The sequence below is a fragment of the Kitasatospora sp. NA04385 genome (assembly GCF_013364235.1).
Classification (GTDB): domain Bacteria; phylum Actinomycetota; class Actinomycetes; order Streptomycetales; family Streptomycetaceae; genus Kitasatospora.
The window spans coordinates 7,165,314-7,183,508 of the sequence record NZ_CP054919.1 but is presented as its reverse complement, the minus strand read 5'-3'; the positions used below and the strand labels follow the sequence as shown (position 1 = coordinate 7,183,508).

Genomic DNA, 18,195 nt, shown 5'->3' with positions numbered 1-18,195 from the left:
GGCACACGGGTCATCCGAGGCCGCGAGCGAACCGAACTGGGCGGCCCCGAGCGGGCGGCCCCCGCGTCAGGAGGCAGAGCATGTCCAGCGGTCTGATCGTGGCGATCGTCGTGATCGCCGTGGTGGTGGCGGCGCTCGCGTTCGCCGTCCGCCACCGGCAGCAGCACCCCAGCCTGAGCCGCCGGTTCGGGCCCGAGTACGAACGCACGGTCGCCCGGCACGGCGGCGACACCGCCGCGGCCGAGCGCGAGCTCGCCCAGCGGGTGGAGCGCCACCGGGAGCTGACCCTGACCCCGCTGAGCGAGGCAGAGCGCGCCCGGGCCGAGGAGCAGTGGGCGCAGGTGAAGGCACGCTTCGTCGACGACCCCCGGCAGGCCCTGGCCAACGCGGAGGCGCTGCTGGCCCGGGTGGCCCGCGACCGCGGCTACCCCGACTCCGACGTGGACGCGCAGATCGACACCATCTCGGTCGACCACGGCGAGCACGTCGAGTCCTACCGGACGCTGCGCGCGCTCTCCCGGCCGAACGCCACCGGACGGTCCTCGGCCACCGAGGAGCAGCGTGCGGCCCTGGTCCGGGCCCGGGAGCTGTTCACCGCGCTGGTCGGCACCGGGGACGAGCCGGAGCAGGCCCCCGCCCACGACATGACGAAGGCCGGAAGGCCGTCCTCCGGGCGGGTGCCGGCCCAGCACGGCCACCGCGCCTGAGCACCGGCCGGCCCCACCGCGACACCGCCGCCCCACCGTTCCCCGAGGAGGACAGCATGACCACCGACAACCCCAGCACCGAGCGCGCCACCGGCTCCGCCACCGACACCGACCGCGCCACCGGCATCGGCTCCGCCACCGGCGCCGGCGCCACCCGGGGCCGCTTCGTCTCCAACACCCCGCCGGCTCCCGGCACCGACCGCGCCAACGGCACCAATGGCACCGACCGCACCAACGGCACCCGCGCCGACCGCACGGAGACCGACCCCCGCGCCGACCGCGCCGACGGCACCGCCACCGGCACCGTCCCCGCCCCCCGCAGCGACCGCACGGACACCGACCGTACGGGCACCGACCGCACGGACACCGGCCGTACGGGCACCGACCCCCGCGCCGACCGCACGAGCACCGACGTCGACACCGACACCGACACCGCCCGTGCGTACGGCGACCGGACGGACACCGCCCCGCGCCCCACCGACATGACGAAGACCGCCGAGCCCGCCCGCCCGCGCTCCACCGCCGGGAACCCGACCGTGACGGACGGGGCCGACCTGCTGCTGCCGCCGGAGCTCACCTCCCGGCTGACCGGTCGGCTCGACCACGCCGTGGGCACCTTCGTGGACGACCCGAACCGGGCCGTGCAGGAGGCCGACGAGGCCCTGGACGAGACGGTCCGGGTGCTGACCGACCGCTTGCAGGAGCGCCGCACCGCGCTGCGCGACGCCTGGCGGAACGGCGGCGACCGGGGCGCCGCGGACGCCCCCTCCCGCACCGAGGACCTGCGCCTCTCCCTGCGCGCCTACCGCGACCTGCTGCACCAGCTCCTCGCGGCCTGACCGGCCCCCGCCGACGCCGAAGGGCCCGGCCGCTCCCGTACGGAGCGGCCGGGCCCTTCGGCACGTAGCTACGGAGCTACGGAGCTACGGAGCTACGCAGGTACGAAGCTACGAAAAGAGCCCCTAGCCGACGGACGAGTACGCGATGATGCCGCGCCGCATGCCGTCGACCGCCTTGCGGGCGGTCTTGCGCAGGTCGGTGTCGTCACCGGCCGCGTCCTGGATCTGCCCGAGCACGTCGATCAGCTGCTTGGTCCAGCGGACGAAGTCACCGGCCGGCATGTCGGCGTCGCGCAGGACGGCGTCGAGGTCGTGGCCGAGGGCCCAGCGGTAGGCGGTCCAGGCGAAGCCGAGGTCGGGCTCGCGCTGGCCGACGCCCTCGGCGGTGGAGATCTTGTGCTGCTCCTCCAGGGCGTCCAGCCGGCCCCAGATCCGGACCATCCGGCCGAGCGCCTCCTTGGCGCCGCCCTCGGGGACGCGGGGGGCGGTCGCGTCGTCGGACTGGCGGGCCTCGTAGACCAGCGCGGAGGCGCAGGCGGCGAGTTCGGCGGCGGCCAGGCCGTCCCAGACGCCTTCGCGGATGCACTCGGAGGCGAGCAGGTCGAGTTCGCCGTAGAGCCGGGCCAGGCGCTTGCCGTCGGCGGTGACGGTGTCGCCGCTGAGGTAGCCGAGGTCGGTGAGCAGGCCGCAGACCCGGTCGAAGGTGCGGGCGATGGTGTGGGTGCGCGAGCGCATCCGGCGTTCGAGGAGTTCGGTGTCGCGGTGCAGGCGGTGGTAGCGCTCGGACCAGCGGGCGTGGTCCTCGCGCTCGTCGCAGCCGTGGCAGGGGTGCTGGCGCAGGGCGGTGCGCAGCCGGCCGATCTCGGGGTCGTCGGCGGCGGCGGCGCGGCCCTTGCGGTAGCGCTCGGGTTCGAGGTGGCCGGCCTTGGTGCGCAGCGCGGAGGCGAGGTCGCGGCGGGACTGCGGGCTGCGCGGGTTGAAGGACTTCGGGATGCGCATCCGGTCGACCGCGGCGACCGGGTACGGGAAGTCGATCATCGCGAGGCGCTTGACCTGGCGCTCGGCGGTGAGCACGACCGGGCGCGGCCCGTCCTGGAAGTCGGGGTGACGCGGGCCGCCGCGGCCGTGCCCGTTGCGGCCGGCCGGGGGCAGGCCGGGGTCGAGGACGAGGGCGAGGCCGGCGAACTTGCCGGTCGGGACGTGGATGATGTCGCCGGGCTTGAGCTGCTCGATGGCCTCGACGGCGGCGTTGCGGCGCTGCGAGGAGCCCTCGCGGGCCAGCTCGTTCTCGCGGTCCTTGAGCGCGCGGCGCAGCCGCATGTACTCGTCGAAGTCGCCGAGGTGGCAGGTCATCGACTCGCGGTAGCCGTCGAGCCCCTCCTCGTTGCGCTGCACCTGCCGGGCGATGCCGACCACCGAGCGGTCGGCCTGGAACTGCGCGAAGGAGGTCTCCAGCAGTTCGCGGGAGCGGTGCCGCCCGAACTGGCCGACCAGGTTGACGGCCATGTTGTACGAGGGGCGGAAGGAGGACTTGAGCGGGTAGGTGCGGGTGCCGGCCAGGCCGGCCAGCGCCTCCGGGTCGAGGCCGCGCTGCCACAGGACCACCGCGTGGCCCTCGACGTCGATGCCGCGGCGGCCGGCCCGGCCGGTGAGCTGGGTGTACTCGCCGGGGGTGATGTCGGCGTGGGTCTCGCCGTTCCACTTGACCAGCTTCTCCATGACCACCGAGCGGGCGGGCATGTTGATGCCGAGGGCGAGCGTCTCGGTGGCGAAGACCGCCTTGACCAGGCCCTGGACGAACAGCTCCTCGACGACCTCCTTGAACCGGGGCAGCATGCCGGCGTGGTGGGCGGCGATGCCGCGCTCCAGGCCGTCCAGCCACTCGTAGTAGCCGAGCACGTGCAGGTCCTCGTCGGGGATGTCGCGGCAGCGCTCCTCGACGAACTGGCGGACCTTGAAGCGGTCGGCGTCCCGGTTCAGGCGCAGGCCGGAGTTGAGGCACTGCTGGACGGCGGCCTCGCAGCCGGCCCGGCTGAAGATGAAGGTGATCGCGGGGAGCAGGCCCTCGGCGTCGAGCCGGTCGATGACGTCGACCCGGCTCGGCGTCCAGACCCGGCCGGGGCGCCCGGCCGGCATCGAGCGGCCCCGGCCGCGGGCGAACCTGTCCCGGCCGCGGTCGGCCTCGGAGCGGGCCAGCCGGACCAGCTCGGGGTTGACCGCCTTGGCGGGGTTCTTCAGGCTGCCCTTGGGGCGGCCGTCCCGGTCGGGGCTGGCGAACAGGTCGTACATCCGGTTGCCGGCCATCACGTGCTGCCAGAGCGGGACGGGGCGGTGCTCGGAGACGATCACCTCGGTGCCGCCGCGGACGGTGTCCAGCCAGTCGCCGAACTCCTCGGCGTTGGAGACCGTCGCGGAGAGCGACACCAGGGTCACCGACTCGGGGAGGTGGATGATGACCTCCTCCCAGACGGCGCCGCGGAACCGGTCGGCGAGGTAGTGCACCTCGTCCATCACCACGTAGCCGAGGCCGTCGAGGGCGCTGGAGCCCGCGTACAGCATGTTGCGCAGGACCTCGGTGGTCATCACGACGACCGGCGCGTCCCCGTTGACGGAGTTGTCGCCGGTGAGCAGGCCGACCTTGGCCTGGCCGTAGCGCTTGACCAGGTCCGCGTACTTCTGGTTGGACAGCGCCTTGATCGGCGTGGTGTAGAAGCACTTGCGGCCGGCGGCCAGCGCCAGGTGGACGGCGAACTCGCCGACGATGGTCTTGCCGGAGCCGGTGGGCGCGGCGACCAGCACGCCCTGGCCGGCCTCCAGCGTGCGGCAGGCGCGGACCTGGAAGTCGTCGAGCGGGAAGTCGTACAGCTGCTGGAAGCCGTACAGCGCGGTGGCCTGCTCCTTGGCGCGCTCGCGGGCCGCGGCGTAGCGCTCGGCGGGGCTGAGCTCCTCCTCGGCGGCGGCGCGGGCCGCGGGGTCGAGCTGCTCCTCGGGCGTGGGGCTGCTGGGCACTGGCGTCACCTGTTCTTCCCGTGAGTGTGGCCGGACGAGAACGCAGACGGCGACGCCTGCGGCTGCGGGGCCGTGGCCGGGGGCGGCGACGGGGCGCAGCGGGTGCGTGGGGTGTGGTGATCGAGCATCTCAGCCTGAGATTACCCGTCCGGAGTGACATCAACATCAGACTTTCCCGGCAGTTCTGCGCTGACGTGCCCAGGTCAGCACAGGTCCGTCCGGCCGGGCGGAAAACCGGGTGACGGTCGGACGGGCGGGCCGCTAGCGTCCTGCCCGTGGCCAAGTTGAACCAGATCATCGCCGTGGAAAAGGGCGTCAAGTCGAAGTCGTTCCAGGAGCTGACGCAGTCCCACCAGGACCTGCAGAAGCCCGCGCTGCTGGCCGGTCTGTCCCGGACGTACCAGCCGAAGGACGAGGAGGGCGAGCAGCTGCCCCCCGAGTCGACCAGGGTGCAGGTCAAGGCGGAGGACGTGCTGCGGGCGACGGCGGCGACGCTGACCCGGCTGTTCGACGTGACGGCGACCAAGGACTGGGCGAACACCGCGGCCCGGGCCGACGTGGTGGTCGACGGGCGGACGCTGGTGGCCGGCGCCCCCGTGACGTACCTGCTGTTCCTGGAGAAGCAGCTGACCGACCTGCGGACGTTCGTGCGCAAGCTCCCGGTGCTGGACGCCGCGGAGTCCTGGTCGCTGGACGTGTCCACGGACGCGTGGAAGACCGAGGCGGTGCGGACGATCCGCACCAGGAAGGTGCCGCGCAACCACGTGAAGGCGGAGGCCACGGAGAAGCACCCGGCCCAGGTCGAGGTCTACTACGAGGACGTCCCGGTCGGGTACTGGACCACGGTGAAGTTCTCCGGCGCGCTGCCCGCGCGGCGGGTGAACGAGTTGCTGGAGCGGGTGGAGAAGCTGCAGCAGGCGGTGCAGTTCGCCCGTGAGGAGGCCAACGGCGCGGAGGTCGACGACCGGCGGGTCGGCGACGCCGTCTTCGGCTACCTGTTCGGGTAGCCCCACGAACGCCCCGGGTGAGACCGGGGTGGCGCGCGAAGCGCAAGCTGACACTGAGGTTGAAGCTGACTTCGGGGAACGGTGGGGGTTCGAGTCCCTCCCCCGGCACCACGTGCCGGGGTGGCCCAACACGGCAGAGGCACCCCGTGAAACTCAGGCTCTCGCTCAAGTCTCAGCATTCGCCACCGAGCGCCGGATCGACCGGACGGGGCCCATGGCGTGAGATGGGGGTTCGACTCCCTCCTGCGCCTCTACGTGGCGCGGTAGCTTCAACGGTAAAGCGAACGCCGTAAACATGATCGCCGTCCTTAAACGTGCCGGTGCGCAGCAATTGGGTGGCACACAGGGGCCCGGGAGCCGGATACCGCTCCCGGGCCCCGTCACGTTCCGGGGCCCTTCCCCGGGGGGTGCCGCAGAAATCGCGTACGCGTGAACTGTTCACATCCTGAGTTGCAAATGTCTTCATGTGGTCAGCAGATCGACACTGATCGATCAACCTTGAACCAGAAACGAAAGATTCCGGTCAACACTCGGCCGCAGTGCGATCCCGTTCCTACAGTCGTGCCGAACCGATCACAGCCACGACAGGAGACAGGCGATGGCGAACCTCGAAACCTCGCTCAAGGAAGCCATGACCATCGAAGGAGCCATCGGGGTGGCCCTGGTGGACTACGGCAGCGGCATGGCGCTCGGCACTCTCGGGGACGGCGGGGACATCGACCTGAACGTCGCAGCGGCCGCCAACACGGACCTCGTCCGTGCCAAGATGCGGGCGATGGAAATGCTCAATCTCCACGACGACGGCATCGAGGACATCCTGGTCACCCTGACCAACCAGTACCACCTGATCCGGCCGCTCACCACGTCCAGCGGACGCGGCCTGTTCCTGTACCTCGCGCTCAACCGCACCCGGTCCAACCTGGCGATGGCCCGGCACCAGTTGAAGCGGATCGAGTCGACGCTGGAGGTCTGAGCGCGGGACGGCGGCCCGCGTGCCGCCGGAAAAGGGGAGGAAGCATGCCCGTACCGCTGTACCAGGCCAAGGCCGAGTTCTTCCGGATGCTCGGCCACCCGGTGCGAATCCGGGTCCTCGAACTGCTCCAGGCCGGACCGACGCCGGTGCGCGACCTGCTGCCCGAGTTCGACATCGAACCGTCGAGCCTCTCCCAGCAGTTGGCCATCCTGCGCCGCTCCGGCCTGGTGACCGCGACCCGCGAGGGATCGACGGTGGTGTACGCCCTGGCCGGCGCGGACGTCGCCGAGCTGCTCCGGACGGCTCGGCGCATCCTCACCGAACTGCTCGCCGACCAGGGCATGCTGCTGGAGGAGCTCCGCGCCGCCCGCTGAGCGGACCGGACCGTGCGGACCGGACCGTGCGGTCCGGTCGGCTCCGACGGGGAGCCGTGACGCCGGCGGCTCCCGCCGTTCGCCTCAGCCGGCCCCCTCGGCGGCCAGCATCCGGAAGTCGTAGGCCCGCGGGAGTCCCGGTGCGGGCCGCGCGGCACCGGTGCCGTCGGCGTCGTCGGCGGCGTCGTCGGCGGCTGCTGCGGCGCGCCGGTGGGCGAACCAGAGGGCGTGCAGGGAGTCCTCGCCCTCGCGGAGGTCGGGGAGTTCGATGCCCTCGCGCAGCAGCCGGCCGCAGCGCTCGGTGTCGCCGGCGTCCAGCGCGGCCCGGGCCTCCGCCCAGCGGACCCGGCCGACGGCGCGGTGGGCCGGGTCGAGCGCCTCCACCCGGTCCAGGACCTCCTGCGGGTGCCCGGCCCGGAGCAGGACGCCGGCCGCCTCCAGGACGAGCGGCAGCAGCCCGGGGGCCAGGCCCAGCGCCCGGCGGTAGGCGCGGGCGGCCTCGTCGAGCCGGCCGGTGTGGGCGGCGAGGGCGCCGAGGTTGCGCCAGGCCCAGGCGGTGGGCCGCCGTTCCAGCGAGCGCAGCCAGGCCGCGCGGGCGGCCTCGTGGTCGCCGCCGTGGGCGTGCAGGGTGCCGAGGTGGAGGTGGGCGAGCCAGCCGTCGGCGGCGGCCAGCGGCCGCGTCCAGACCGGGTCGCTCTGGTGGGAGGACGGCGGCCGGTCCGGGTCGTCGGTGCTGATGGTGCCGTGGGTGAGGAGTTCGAGCCAGGGGGCCTGCTCGGGGCCCAGGGTGCGGGCCGGGAACGGGGTGCCGGGGGTGGGCAGGGGGGCTTCGCCGGCCAGGGTGCGGCGGTGCTGTTCCAGGGCGCCCCAACCGGAGCCGGTGTGCAGGATCTCCTCGGGTGCGCGGTCCGCCCAGTCGTCGGCGGCGGCCAGTTCGGCGTCCAGCAGGTGCTGCGGGAGCAGCGCGTCCAGGGCGCGTTCGGCCGCGGTGCGGGCGGCCGTCCAGTCGGCGCCGTGGACGGCGGCGGGGTCGGCCTCCAGCAGTCCGTACGCCTCGGTCCAGGCCCAGCGGGCGCCGGCCGGCATCGGCAGGTGTTCGAGCTGGGTGCGGGCCAGGCCGGCCTGGATCTCCAGGTAGGCCTGGCCGGGCCCGGACAGCCACTCCTGCCAGTGCCGGCCGCCCTCGCCCTGGCCCCAGAGGAAGAGCTTGCGGCCGCGGAGCCGTTCGGTGGAGGCCTGGACCAGGCCGCGGCCGCCCGCGTCGAGGGCGGCGACCCAGCCCCGGCGGCCCGCGGGGACGTCGAAGAAGTAGTCGGCGGCGTCCCGGGAGAGGGTGGTGCGGCTGAGGTCGGTGCCGTCGGGGGCGGGGAGGGCGACCCGGCGGACCTTGCGGTCGTAGGAGAACTGCCAGGCCGCGTCGGCCGGGGCCAGCACCCGGACGTCGGGGGCCTCGGGGACGGCGATGTTGGACCACCAGTACATCGGGACGGTGTCCGGACGCGGGTTGGTGATCCGGACGTGGACCAGCAGGACCGGGGAGTCGTCGGGGAGGCAGGCGTCGATCTGGAAGACCACGCCGCGCATCCGCTCGTACTCCCACATCCGCAGCACCGGGGTGCCGTCCGGGCGGGTGAGGCGGGCGGCGTGCAGGGGTTCGCAGGTGGTGGGCGAGTGGCCGATGGTGCCGATGTTCCACTCGACGCCGCCGGCCAGCCAGGCGCCGCGCAGGGCGAGGTTGGCGGGCTGGAACACCGGGTTGCGGAACAGGAGTTCGCGCCCGGTCGGCCGGTGGACCAGGGACTGGAGCCGGCCGCCCGCGCCGAGCAGGAAGACCGCGCGCAGGGTGTCGTTCTCCAGCACCGCGACGGGGTGCTCGGCGGGCGACCGCTCGCGGGCGTAGCCGTCCTGCACCAGGTAGGGCATGACGGAGGGCACCCGGCCGTAGCCGATGTTGTGGCGCATCTCCTCGTCCGCCTCGCCGGCGTCCTCGACCTGGTGCAGGTCCGCGCCGCCGAACAGCGGGGGGAGGGGGTTGACGGGTCCGACCGGGGCGGTCGGCAGCGTCAGGGTGGTCAGCCGCAGCTCACTCATCTGTTGCTCTGCCTCTTCGGAAGGTGTGCGGGGGGCTACTTGACGCTGCCGGAGGTGAGTCCGGCCTTCCAGTAGCGCTGCAGCAGGAGGAACATCACCACGATCGGGACGACCGACAGCAGCGAGCCGGTGATGATGAGGTTGTAGGGGACGGTCTGGCCGCGCTGCTCCTTCCAGGCGACCAGGCCCACGGTGACCGGCTGCAGGCGGTCGTTCGCGAGCATCAGCGACGGCAGCAGGTAGTTCGTCCAGACCGTCACGAACTGGAACAGGAAGACGGTGACCAGCGAGGGCTGCAGGACCCGCAGGGCGAGGGACCGGAAGATCCTGAACTCGCCCGCGCCGTCGAGCCGTCCGGCCTCCAGCAGTTCGTCGGGCACCGCGGCCGCCGCGTAGATGCGGGCCAGGTAGACGCCGAACGGGCTGACCACGCTGGGGATGAAGACCGCCCAGAAGGTGTTCACCAGGTGGGTGGCCGAGAACATCAGGTACAGCGGCAGGGCGAACAGCGGGGCCGGGATCAGGATCGCGCCCAGCACGGTGTTGAAGACCGCCTCGCGGCCGCGGAAGGCGTACTTCGCCAGCACGTAGCCCGCCATCGCGGACAGCAGGGTGGCGACGGCCGCGCCGCCGACGGCGTAGAGCAGGCTGTTGAGCAGCCAGCGGCCGAAGATGCCGTCCTGGACGCCGAGCAGGGTGGAGACGTTGCGCACGATCTCGATCCGCCCGGCGAACCAGAAGCCGTTGCTGGAGAAGAGGTCGCTGCTGTCCTTGGTCGCGGAGACCACCAGCCACCACACCGGCAGCAGGGAGTAGACCGCCGCGAGCACCAGGACGGCGAGCGTCCCGATCCGGCCGGCCGGGTTCGCGGGCCGGGCCGGGCCCCTCGACGCGTTCTTCACAGGGCCGCTCCGCGCTTGTTGACGAACCGCATGAAACCGAACGAGAGGACGAAGATCACCAGTGCGAGGATCACCGAACGGGCGGCCGCGGCCTGGTAGTTGTTGGCCGCCACCTCGTTCTGCGCGGCCATGATCGGGGTCCAGTCGCCGGCCAGGTTGGGGGCGACGGCCCGCATGATGACGGGCTCGTTGTAGAGCTGCGCCATGCCGATGATGGAGAACACCGTGCTCATCACCAGGGCGGGCCGCACCATCGGGATCTTGATGTGCCAGGCGAGCCGCCAGCCCGTGCAGCCGTCGAGCTCGGCGGCCTCGGCGTACTCGCCGGGGATCGCCTTCAGCGCCGAGTGGATGACGATCATGTTGTAGCCGGTCCAGCCCCAGGTCAGCATGTTGCCCACCGACCAGGGCAGCAGGCCCTCGGAGGTGAAGTCGACGTGCAGGCCGAGGCCGGAGAGCGCCCGGGCGATCGGGCTGACGTCCGGCTGGTAGAGGAAGGACCACATCAGGCCGCCGATCACCCCGGGGATCGCGTACGGCAGGAAGAAGGCCAGCCGGAAGAAGCGCTTGCCGGGCGTGCGGCGGCCGTCGAGCAGCAGCGCCAGCAGCAGCGCCAGGCCCAGCATCAGCGGCACCTGCACGGCGCCGATCAGCAGCACCCGGACGACGGCCGAGGTGAAGGCGCGGTCCGCCAGCGCCTCGGTGTAGTTGGCGAAGCCGGCGAAGACCGTGGACGGGGGCGTGAGCCCGAGGCCGGAGCGGTGCAGCTTGAACAGGCTCTGGTGGACGGCGTAGCAGATCGGCGCGACGAAGGTCAGGAGGAACAGCGAGCCGAACGGGAGCAGGAAGCCCAGCGGCGTCCAGCGCCGCCAGTCGACGGCGCGCCGCCGCGGGGCGTCCGGGCGCGGGGCGTCCGGCGGCGGGGTGGACCCGGTGCGCTCCCCCGGGCGCACCGGGGCGGGGGTGGTGGGGGACGGGTGCATGGTCAGCCGATTTCCATGCCCTGGGTCTTCATCTCGGCCAGGGTCTGGGCCTGCACGTCGGCCAGCGCGGCGTCGAGGGTGCCGGTGCCGGCGCCCGCCCGGCCGAGGCCGTCGCCGAGCGCGCCGGAGGTCTTCGTCATCACCGGGCCCCACTGGAAGCCGGGGTCGACCTGGGCGGCGCTCGCCTTGAACACGTCGTAGATCTGCTGGCCGCCGTAGAACGCGTCGGGTTCGGCGAGGGCCGGGTTGTCCAGGCCGGCGAGGGCGGCGGGGTAGATGCCGGTCTCCTTGATCAGGTTGCTGACGCTGGCCGGGTCGGTGCCGAACCAGTGGGCGAACTCGACGGCCTCCTTGGTGTGCTTGCAGCCCTTCAGCACGGCGTTGGGGGTGCCGCCGGCGTTGCCGGAGGCGGGCTTCGCGGCGTCCCAGACCGGCATCGGGGCGACGGCCCAGTTGCCGGAGGTCTGCTTGACGTTGTCGGCGAGGATCGGGGTGTCCCAGACGGCGTTGACGTCGGAGAGGATGGTGCCCTCGCCCATGCCCTGGTAGAGGGCGGTGTCGAAGCTCGGCACGACCTTGACCAGCTTCCGGTCGATCAGGTCCTGCCAGAAGGCGGCGACCTTCTTCGTGGCCGGGTCGTCCAGGCTGACGGTCCACTTGTCGCCGCTGGTGCCGAACCACTTCGCCCCGGCCTGCTGGGCGAGGCCGGCGAAGTTGTAGGCGTCGTTGCCGAAGTAGCCGATGTAGGCGTTCGGGTCGGCGGCGTGGATGGCGGCGGCGTCGGCGGCGTACTCGGCCCAGGTCTTCGGCGCCTCGGTGATCCCGTACTTGGCGAAGAGGTCCTTGCGGTAGATCAGGCCCATCGGGGCGATGTCCACGGGCAGGGCGTAGGTGTGGCCCGCGACCCCGGACTGGGCGAACGCCGAGGCGGCGTACTCCTTCGCGTAGGGCGCGGCGTCGGCCGTCGCGTCCTGGAGCGCGCCGGCGGCGGCGAAGGTGGGCAGCGTCTCGAAGCCGACCGACCCGACGCAGGGGGCGTTGCCGGCCTTCACGGCACTGAGCAGCTTGGTGTAGCCGCCCTTGGAGCCGGGCGAGATCTTGCTGTAGACGACCTGGACGCCCGGGTGGGTGGAGTTGAAGAGCTCGACGGACTTCTCGTAGCCGGGGGCCCAGCCCCAGAACTCGATCCTGACCGGTCCGGCGGCCTGGTCCCCCGACCCGCCGGAGCCGCCGGAGCCGCAGGCGGCGGTGCCGGCCAGCGAGGCGATCGCCACGGCGAGGGTGACGGTTCTGAGCGCGCGGTTCTTCATGGGGGTCCTCTTCTGCTGCCTGCTGCGGGTGGGCTCGGCCCCGGACGCGGGAGGTGGGGCCGCGGAACGCCTGGGCGGGTTATTTCGGCTAGTGTGTTAATTAAGGATCGAGGCTGTCAAGGGGCACGGCGGGCCGTTGCGCAACCGCGATGAACCGCCGCACCGCCGACCGGTACGGTCAACCCGACTGCCGTGCAGGCGCATTGGCGCAGCGCACGGCGGTCCGCCCGCGTCCCGGACGGCACCCGGGCCGCCGGTCGGCACCCGGCGGCCACCGGCTTCCACGGTTATTTCGTGTGCTGCATGAACTAATATGGCCAGGTCACCACCGCCTGCACGGCAGGCACCGGAACGAGGAGAGCACGTGCGACAGACGCAGCGCGGCACCACCGGCACCACCGGCACGGGCGGCTCCGCGGGCGCCGTCCTGGCGGGCCACCCCGAGGTCGCCGACAAGGCATCGCTGCGCCGCACCAACCTGGGCGTGATGCTGCGTCAGCTGCGCGAGAACGGCGCGCAGTCGCGCACCCACCTCGCCACCGCGAGCGGCCTGCCCCGGGCCACCGTCTCCGTCCTGGTCGCCGACCTGATCCAGCGCGGCCTGGTCCGCGAGGGCGAGCTCGACCGCGCGGGCGCGGTCGGCCGGCCGCACCGGATGGTCGAGCTCGACGGGCGCTGGATCTGCGGCATCGGCGCCGAGGTGGGCCCCGACCACGTCACCGTCCTCGCCCTCGACCTGCGCGGCACCGTCGTCCACCAGGAGCGCCTCGCCCTCGACGTCCCCGCCCTCACCCCGCAGGCCGCCCTGCGCGAGGTCGCCGACCTCGTCGCGGACTGCCTCAGCGCGGTCGCCGGGCGCGGCATGCACCCGATCGGGATCACCCTCGTCACCCAGGGCTCGATCGACAGCGCCACCGGGACGGTCGGCGTCGCCACCAACTTCGGCTGGCGCGACGTACGGGCCGTCCAGGAGTTGCGCGCCCGGCTGGGGCGGCACGCGCCGCCCGTCCTGCTGGAGAACGACGCCGAGTCCGGCGCCCTCGCCGAGTACCTGTCCGCCCCCGACACCGGCGCCGACACGCGCGAACTCGTGTACGTCACCGGCGGGATCGGCGCCGGCGGGGCCGGCATCACCGGCGGCAAACTGCTCCGCGGCTCGGAGATCGGCCACATGAAGCTCGACCGGCTCGACCGGCCGTGCAGCTGCGGGCGCACCGGCTGCTGGGAGGTGGCGGTCGGACTGCAGGCGCTGCTGGACGCCGCGGCCGACCCCGGCGACCGGGTGCACGACCGCTCGGTCGACCTGGCCGAACGGCTCGGCGACCTGCTCGACCGGGCCGACGCCGGGGACGCGCGCACCCTGGCCGCGCTCGCCGCCGTCGCCGACGACCTGGCGCTCGGGCTGAGCGTCCTGGCGGACGTGCTGAACCCGCCCCGGATCGTCCTGGGCGGCTACTTCGCGGTCTTCGGCCGGTACCTGGTCGGTCCTGCCCAGGAGTTCCTCGACCGCCGGCGGATCGCGCCCGGCTCCCCGCAGGTCGTCGTCCGCGCCTCCGAGCTCGGGCTCTCCAACGCCGCCCGGGGCGGCGCGCTACTGGCCCTCGAAGGGATCTTCCAGGACCCCTCCGACATCCCGGTCCGGCCGGAGCCGGCCGGGGTCGGCGCCCGCACCGACTGATCCCGCACCGGCCGATCCCGGCCCCGGGCGACCCCGCACCGGCCGACCCCGCACCGGCCGACTCCACCCCGACTGATCCCGCACCGGCCGATCCCGGCCCCCGGCCGGAGGAGCCCCGGGCCCCCGTGCGCCCCGGGGCTCCGCGGCACGGCCAACCCGCCCTCCCGCGCCGCGACTTGACCACCGGCTGCTCTTGACTTCGCCCCCGGGCGCTGCCACGGTGTGCGTGAAGTTGCTCGAAGCAGCACCCAAAAGCGCAGCTTCACGCACAACGAAACCGCACCGGTCGGCCGCGGGCACTCTCGCCCGACCCGGCCCGGCCCGTCCGGCCCCGGCCCGCTCCCACCGGGCCCCGGCCGCAGACGGCCGCACCGGCACGTCCGGCACGCCCGGCACGCCCGGTCCACCGCCCCCGCTCCCCCGGGGCGGCGGGCACCGCGGCCCCCGGGCCGCCGACCGGCCCGCCCCACCACGCGCAGCGCCCCCACCACGAAGCGCCCTCACCCAAGGAGCACCCGTGCCCTCCCCGCGCAGAGTCCTGGCAGCCCTGTTCACCGCCGCCGTCCTGCCCCTGACCGGGGCCGCCCCGGCGGCCCCCGCCGCCGCGGCCCCGGCTCCCCCGCCCGCCGCCGCGTACACCGTCGGCGTCGGATCGCCCGTGCCGTACGCGCACCCGACCGACACCCCGGCGAGCCCGTACCTCGACAAGGACGGCACCTTCTACTTCCAGCAGTCCGCCGCCCTCTACGGCGCGAACGACCCCAGGTACTGGGACTTCTTCACCGGCCCCGACTTCGACACCGCGACCCGCTCCGGCGCGATCAGCGACGCCGTGAACCCCGCCAACGGCAACGACCGGAACAACGACACCACCTGGCGCTGCAACAACAGCCCCACCGGCCGCACGGCCACCGCCGCGCCGAGCGGCTCCGGCTACGCGCAGAAGAACTACTGCGACCTCTCGGGGGTCTGGGTCGACCCGGACACCGGCGACTGGTACGGGCTGGTGCACAACGAGTTCACGCCCCAACCCTTCGGCGACGGGCTGCACTTCGACGCGATCGACTACGCCGTCTCCAAGGACCAGGGCCGGACGTGGACCATCGCGGACCACGCGATCACCTCCCCCTACAGCACCGCCCGGGGCGACACCGCCGCGTTCCCGAACCAGACGTACTCCTACGGCGACGGCGACCAGCGGCTGTACGTCGACACCGCCTCCGGGTACTTCTACGTCTTCTACGGCTCGCGGATCCTCGACAAGAACGGCGGCTGGAAGGCGTTCTACGAGCACGTGGCCCGCGCCCCGATCTCCGCCAAGATGGCGCCCGGCTCCTGGCGCAAGTGGTACGACGGCGCCTGGACCCAGCCCGGCACGGGCGGCCGGGAGAGCAACATCGTCCCGGTCGGCTCCGGCAGCACCACCGGGTACACCCCCGCCTCCGCCGAGTACGACCCGGCGAACACCGGCACCGCCGACCAGCAGATCGCGGCCGGCAAGATGCCCCCGACCTCGCCGCTGTTCGTCATGAACATCACCTACGACGCCCACCTGAAGCTGTACATCGGCGAGCCCGAGCCCGACGCCCAGGGCGGATCGGTGTCCCAGCCGCTCTACGCCACCGCCGACCTCTCCACCCAGAAGTGGTTCCCGATCGGCGACACCGGCAGCTACCGCACCTCCTCCTGGTACCGCTGGTTCCTCGACGGCGCGAGCCGGACGGGCACCTCGATCGTCGGCCGGACCTTCCGCTCCTACTGCTCGATCAGCTGCTCGCCGCGGCCCGGCGGCGGCACCAACGGCGGCGAGTACGTCGACATCACCCTGGACGCCTCGGCCACCGCCCCCGGGCCGGTCGACGAGACCGGCTCGTACCGGATCGGCAGCGGGGCCGGCCGGGTGCTCGCCCAGGTCTCCGGCGGCTCCGCCACCACCTCCACGGGCGCCGCCACCGGCTCCGCCCTGGAGTCCTGGACCTTCACCGGCAACGGCGACGGCTCCTACCGGATCGCCAACGCCGCCACCGGCGGGCTGCTCGGGGTGGACTCCACCGCCACCGCGGGCCGCGCCTGGGGCGCCCGGCCCACCGTCACCGCCGCCGGCTCCGGCGGCCCCACCGTCGGACAGCAGTGGTGGGTCGTCCCCGGCACCGCCGCCGACAACACCCCCACCGGCACCGTCCGCCTGGTCAACCGCTACAGCGGCCTGGTGATCGGCCTCTCCGCGGACGCCGGCCGCCCCGCCGAGACCACCCCCGCCCGCAGCTGGACCAACGCCACCGGCAACCCCGTCGGCGGCACCCGCACCGCGGCCGAGCAGACCCTCACCCTCACCCGGACCGGCTCGGCGCCCGAGAGCGTCTCGGTCTCCTCCCCCGGCGACCAGTCGGGCACCGTCGGCACGGCCGTCTCGCTCCAGCTCACCGCCCACGACAGCGCCGGCAAGCCCCTCACCTTCACCGCCGCCGGCCTGCCCGCCGGGCTGACGGTCAACTCCGCCGGCCTGGTCTCCGGCACCCCGTCGGCCGCCGGGTACTCGACCGTCACGGTCACCGCCTCCTCCGGCACCGCCACCGGCACCGTCTCCTTCGCCTGGGCCGTCGCCCCGGTGCTCAGCGGCACCCACACCCTGGTCACCGGCGGCAAGGCCCTGGACGACCCGAACCACTCCCTCGACCAGGGCGTCCAGCTCATCACCTGGGGCACCAACGGCGGCAGCAACCAGAGCTGGGTCTTCACCCGGCAGTCGGACGGCAGCTACCAGATCGCCAACGCCCTCTCCCACCTCTGCGTGGACGTCAGCGGCGGCTCCGCCTCCGCCGGGGCGCAGGTCATCCAGTGGTCCTGCACCGGCGGCACCAACCAGCGCTGGGTGGTCGCCCCCGCCGCCGGGGGCGGCTACCGGATCACCTCCAGGAGCAGCGGCCTCTCGCTGACCACCGCCTCCACCGCCAACGGCGCCGGCGTCACCCAGCAGGCCGACACCGGCTCCGCGCTCCAGCGCTGGACCATCGGCTGACCTCCGTCCGGGGCCCGGCCGCACCCGCGGCCGGGCCCCGGCGGCGCGGCGTCAGCGGGTGATCAGCCCGGCCAGGCCGTCGGCCAGCCGCAGGTACTCCTCGGGGCGGTTGTAGAGCTGGGCACTGATCCGGAGGATGCCGCCGCCCGCCCAGGGGCGGACGGCGACCCGGGTGTCGAGGGCCTTGCGGACGGCGACCATCAGGGCCTTCGCGGCGTGCTCCCGCTCGGCGACGCCGGGCGGCAGCCGGACGGTGCGCATGCCCAGGCCCGGCACGCCCGGCAGGGCCCGCAGGCCGGCCCGCTCGACCAGCAGCCGCTGGCCGTACGCGGCCAACCGCGCGTTGTGGGAGCGCAGTCGCTCGACGCCGATCCGCTCCAGCAGGGCGAATCCGGCCGGGGCGGCCAGCCAGGGCGTGTAGTCGAAGGTGCCGCGCCACTCGACCCGGCGGGGGAAGCCGCGGTCGTGCTCCCAGGAGAGCGTCAGCGGGCGCACCCGCGGCCGCCAGGGCCGGTCGACGGCGAGGACGGCGGCGGCGCGCGGGGCGAAGGCCCACTTGTGCAGGTTGCCGACCCAGAAGTCGGCGCCGCCGGCCGCGCGGCCGAGGTCGACGGGCAGCGCGCCGGGGGCGTGCGCGGCGTCGACCACGGTGGTGACGCCGCGGGCGCGCAGGGCGGCGAGCAGCGCGGGCGTGGCGACGGTCCGGGCGGTGGGCGAGGTGACCAGGTCGAGGACGGCGATCCGGGTGCGCGGGGTGACGGCGGCCAGGACGCGTTCGGCGACGGCCTCCTCGTCGGGGGCGTGCGGGGAGATCCGCACGCAGCGCACCACGGCGCCGGCTTCGGCGGCCCGCCGTTCGGCGGCCCGGGTGACGACGCCGTAGCCGTGGTCGGTGACCAGGACCTGCTCGCGTTCGCCGAGCGGGATCGACTCCAGGGCGACGGCGACGCCCTCGGTGACGTTGGTGACCAGCGCGAGCCGGGAGGGGTCGCCGCCGAGCGCGGCGGCGATCTCGGCGCGGGCCCGGTCGATCCGGTCGGGGGCCGTCAGGAAGAAGCCGTCGGGGTCGCGTTCCATCTCGGCGCGCAGTCCGGCCTGGTGGCGCTGGACGGGGACGGGGACGGCCCCGTACGAGCCGTGGTTGAGGTGGGCGGTGCCCGGGTCGAGGGCGAACAGGGTGCTGCTGCCGCGCAGCGGGGCGGGCCGGTCGGTGCCGTCGGTGCGGGCGCCCGGGGCTGCCGGTGCCGGGCGCGGGTTCCCCGGATTCGTCATCTCCACCCTCCAAATGCTGTGTGACATTTCA

General features: G+C 73.7%; 13 protein-coding genes. 7 read left to right on the top strand and 6 right to left on the bottom strand.

Translation table 11 applies throughout. The annotated features are described in order from the left end of the window. Positions 1–80: 80 nt before the first annotated feature. Positions 81–707 (top strand): hypothetical protein, encoded by a 627-nt coding sequence (locus tag HUT16_RS31725; protein WP_176191461.1) that lies wholly within the window; start codon positions 81–83, stop codon positions 705–707. A 56-nt stretch (positions 708–763) separates the two neighbouring features. Continuing rightward, the gene (locus HUT16_RS31720) at positions 764–1,546 is read left to right on the top strand and encodes a hypothetical protein (RefSeq protein WP_176191460.1); all 783 of its coding nucleotides are present in this window, start codon (positions 764–766) and stop codon (positions 1,544–1,546) included. Between the two features lie 123 nt (positions 1,547–1,669). Here the strand turns inward: HUT16_RS31720 and HUT16_RS31715 are convergent, their stop codons facing one another. After that, on the bottom strand, positions 1,670–4,555 hold the full coding sequence (locus HUT16_RS31715; protein ID WP_176191459.1) for an RNA helicase: 2,886 nt from the start codon (positions 4,553–4,555) through the stop codon (positions 1,670–1,672). Between the two features lie 275 nt (positions 4,556–4,830). Here HUT16_RS31715 and HUT16_RS31710 point away from each other — a divergent pair, with 275 nt between their 5' ends. From HUT16_RS31710 to HUT16_RS31700, 3 genes are all read left to right on the top strand, one after another. Further along, a complete protein-coding gene (locus HUT16_RS31710) occupies positions 4,831–5,562 on the top strand; it encodes a hypothetical protein (RefSeq protein ID WP_176191458.1) in 732 nt (243 codons plus the stop codon). A gap of 598 nt (positions 5,563–6,160) precedes the next feature. After that, positions 6,161–6,535: a hypothetical protein gene (locus HUT16_RS31705; protein WP_176191457.1), complete on the top strand. Its 375-nt coding sequence runs from the start codon at positions 6,161–6,163 to the stop codon at positions 6,533–6,535. Between the two features lie 44 nt (positions 6,536–6,579). Continuing rightward, complete coding sequence (locus HUT16_RS31700) at positions 6,580–6,909, top strand: helix-turn-helix transcriptional regulator (protein WP_176191456.1); 330 nt, start codon at positions 6,580–6,582, stop codon at positions 6,907–6,909. 84 nt (positions 6,910–6,993) lie between these two features. Here HUT16_RS31700 and HUT16_RS31695 read toward each other — a convergent pair whose 3' ends face one another. Genes HUT16_RS31695 through HUT16_RS31680 form a run of 4 tightly spaced genes read right to left on the bottom strand, consistent with a single transcriptional unit; the run spans position 6,994 to position 12,195 of the window. Further along, a complete protein-coding gene (locus tag HUT16_RS31695) occupies positions 6,994–9,000 on the bottom strand; it encodes a DUF5107 domain-containing protein (RefSeq protein WP_176191455.1) in 2,007 nt (668 codons plus the stop codon). 35 nt (positions 9,001–9,035) lie between these two features. Continuing rightward, positions 9,036–9,902, bottom strand: a complete 867-nt coding sequence (locus HUT16_RS31690; protein WP_176191454.1) for a carbohydrate ABC transporter permease — start codon at positions 9,900–9,902, stop codon at positions 9,036–9,038. Next, positions 9,899–10,885: a carbohydrate ABC transporter permease gene (locus HUT16_RS31685; RefSeq protein WP_176191453.1), complete on the bottom strand. Its 987-nt coding sequence runs from the start codon at positions 10,883–10,885 to the stop codon at positions 9,899–9,901. Before HUT16_RS31685 ends, HUT16_RS31690 begins: the two co-directional genes overlap by 4 nt. 2 nt (positions 10,886–10,887) lie before the next feature. Next, positions 10,888–12,195: a sugar ABC transporter substrate-binding protein gene (locus HUT16_RS31680; protein ID WP_176191452.1), complete on the bottom strand. Its 1,308-nt coding sequence runs from the start codon at positions 12,193–12,195 to the stop codon at positions 10,888–10,890. Between the two features lie 364 nt (positions 12,196–12,559). Between HUT16_RS31680 and HUT16_RS31675 the strand changes: the two genes are divergently transcribed. Both HUT16_RS31675 and HUT16_RS31670 read left to right on the top strand, forming a co-directional pair. Further along, a complete protein-coding gene (locus HUT16_RS31675) occupies positions 12,560–13,873 on the top strand; it encodes an ROK family transcriptional regulator (protein ID WP_217712123.1) in 1,314 nt (437 codons plus the stop codon). 517 nt (positions 13,874–14,390) lie between these two features. Continuing rightward, positions 14,391–16,892: an RICIN domain-containing protein gene (locus HUT16_RS31670; RefSeq protein WP_217712122.1), complete on the top strand. Its 2,502-nt coding sequence runs from the start codon at positions 14,391–14,393 to the stop codon at positions 16,890–16,892. Positions 16,893–16,943: 51 nt separating this feature from the next. Here the strand turns inward: HUT16_RS31670 and HUT16_RS31665 are convergent, their stop codons facing one another. Continuing rightward, complete coding sequence (locus tag HUT16_RS31665) at positions 16,944–18,164, bottom strand: aminotransferase class V-fold PLP-dependent enzyme (RefSeq protein ID WP_176191450.1); 1,221 nt, start codon at positions 18,162–18,164, stop codon at positions 16,944–16,946. Positions 18,165–18,195: the final 31 nt, after the last annotated feature.

What these genes read in the sequence shown, in the direction of transcription:
- HUT16_RS31680 (WP_176191452.1), bottom strand. Translation starts at nt 12,195, where the DNA reads ATGAAGAACCGCGCGCTCAGAACCGTCACCCTCGCCGTGGCGATCGCC.
- HUT16_RS31720 (WP_176191460.1), top strand. Translation starts at nt 764, where the DNA reads ATGACCACCGACAACCCCAGCACCGAGCGCGCCACCGGCTCCGCCACC.
- HUT16_RS31705 (WP_176191457.1), top strand. Translation starts at nt 6,161, where the DNA reads ATGGCGAACCTCGAAACCTCGCTCAAGGAAGCCATGACCATCGAAGGA.
- HUT16_RS31700 (WP_176191456.1), top strand. Translation starts at nt 6,580, where the DNA reads ATGCCCGTACCGCTGTACCAGGCCAAGGCCGAGTTCTTCCGGATGCTC.
- HUT16_RS31695 (WP_176191455.1), bottom strand. Translation starts at nt 9,000, where the DNA reads ATGAGTGAGCTGCGGCTGACCACCCTGACGCTGCCGACCGCCCCGGTC.
- HUT16_RS31725 (WP_176191461.1), top strand. Translation starts at nt 81, where the DNA reads ATGTCCAGCGGTCTGATCGTGGCGATCGTCGTGATCGCCGTGGTGGTG.
- HUT16_RS31685 (WP_176191453.1), bottom strand. Translation starts at nt 10,885, where the DNA reads ATGCACCCGTCCCCCACCACCCCCGCCCCGGTGCGCCCGGGGGAGCGC.
- HUT16_RS31665 (WP_176191450.1), bottom strand. Translation starts at nt 18,164, where the DNA reads ATGACGAATCCGGGGAACCCGCGCCCGGCACCGGCAGCCCCGGGCGCC.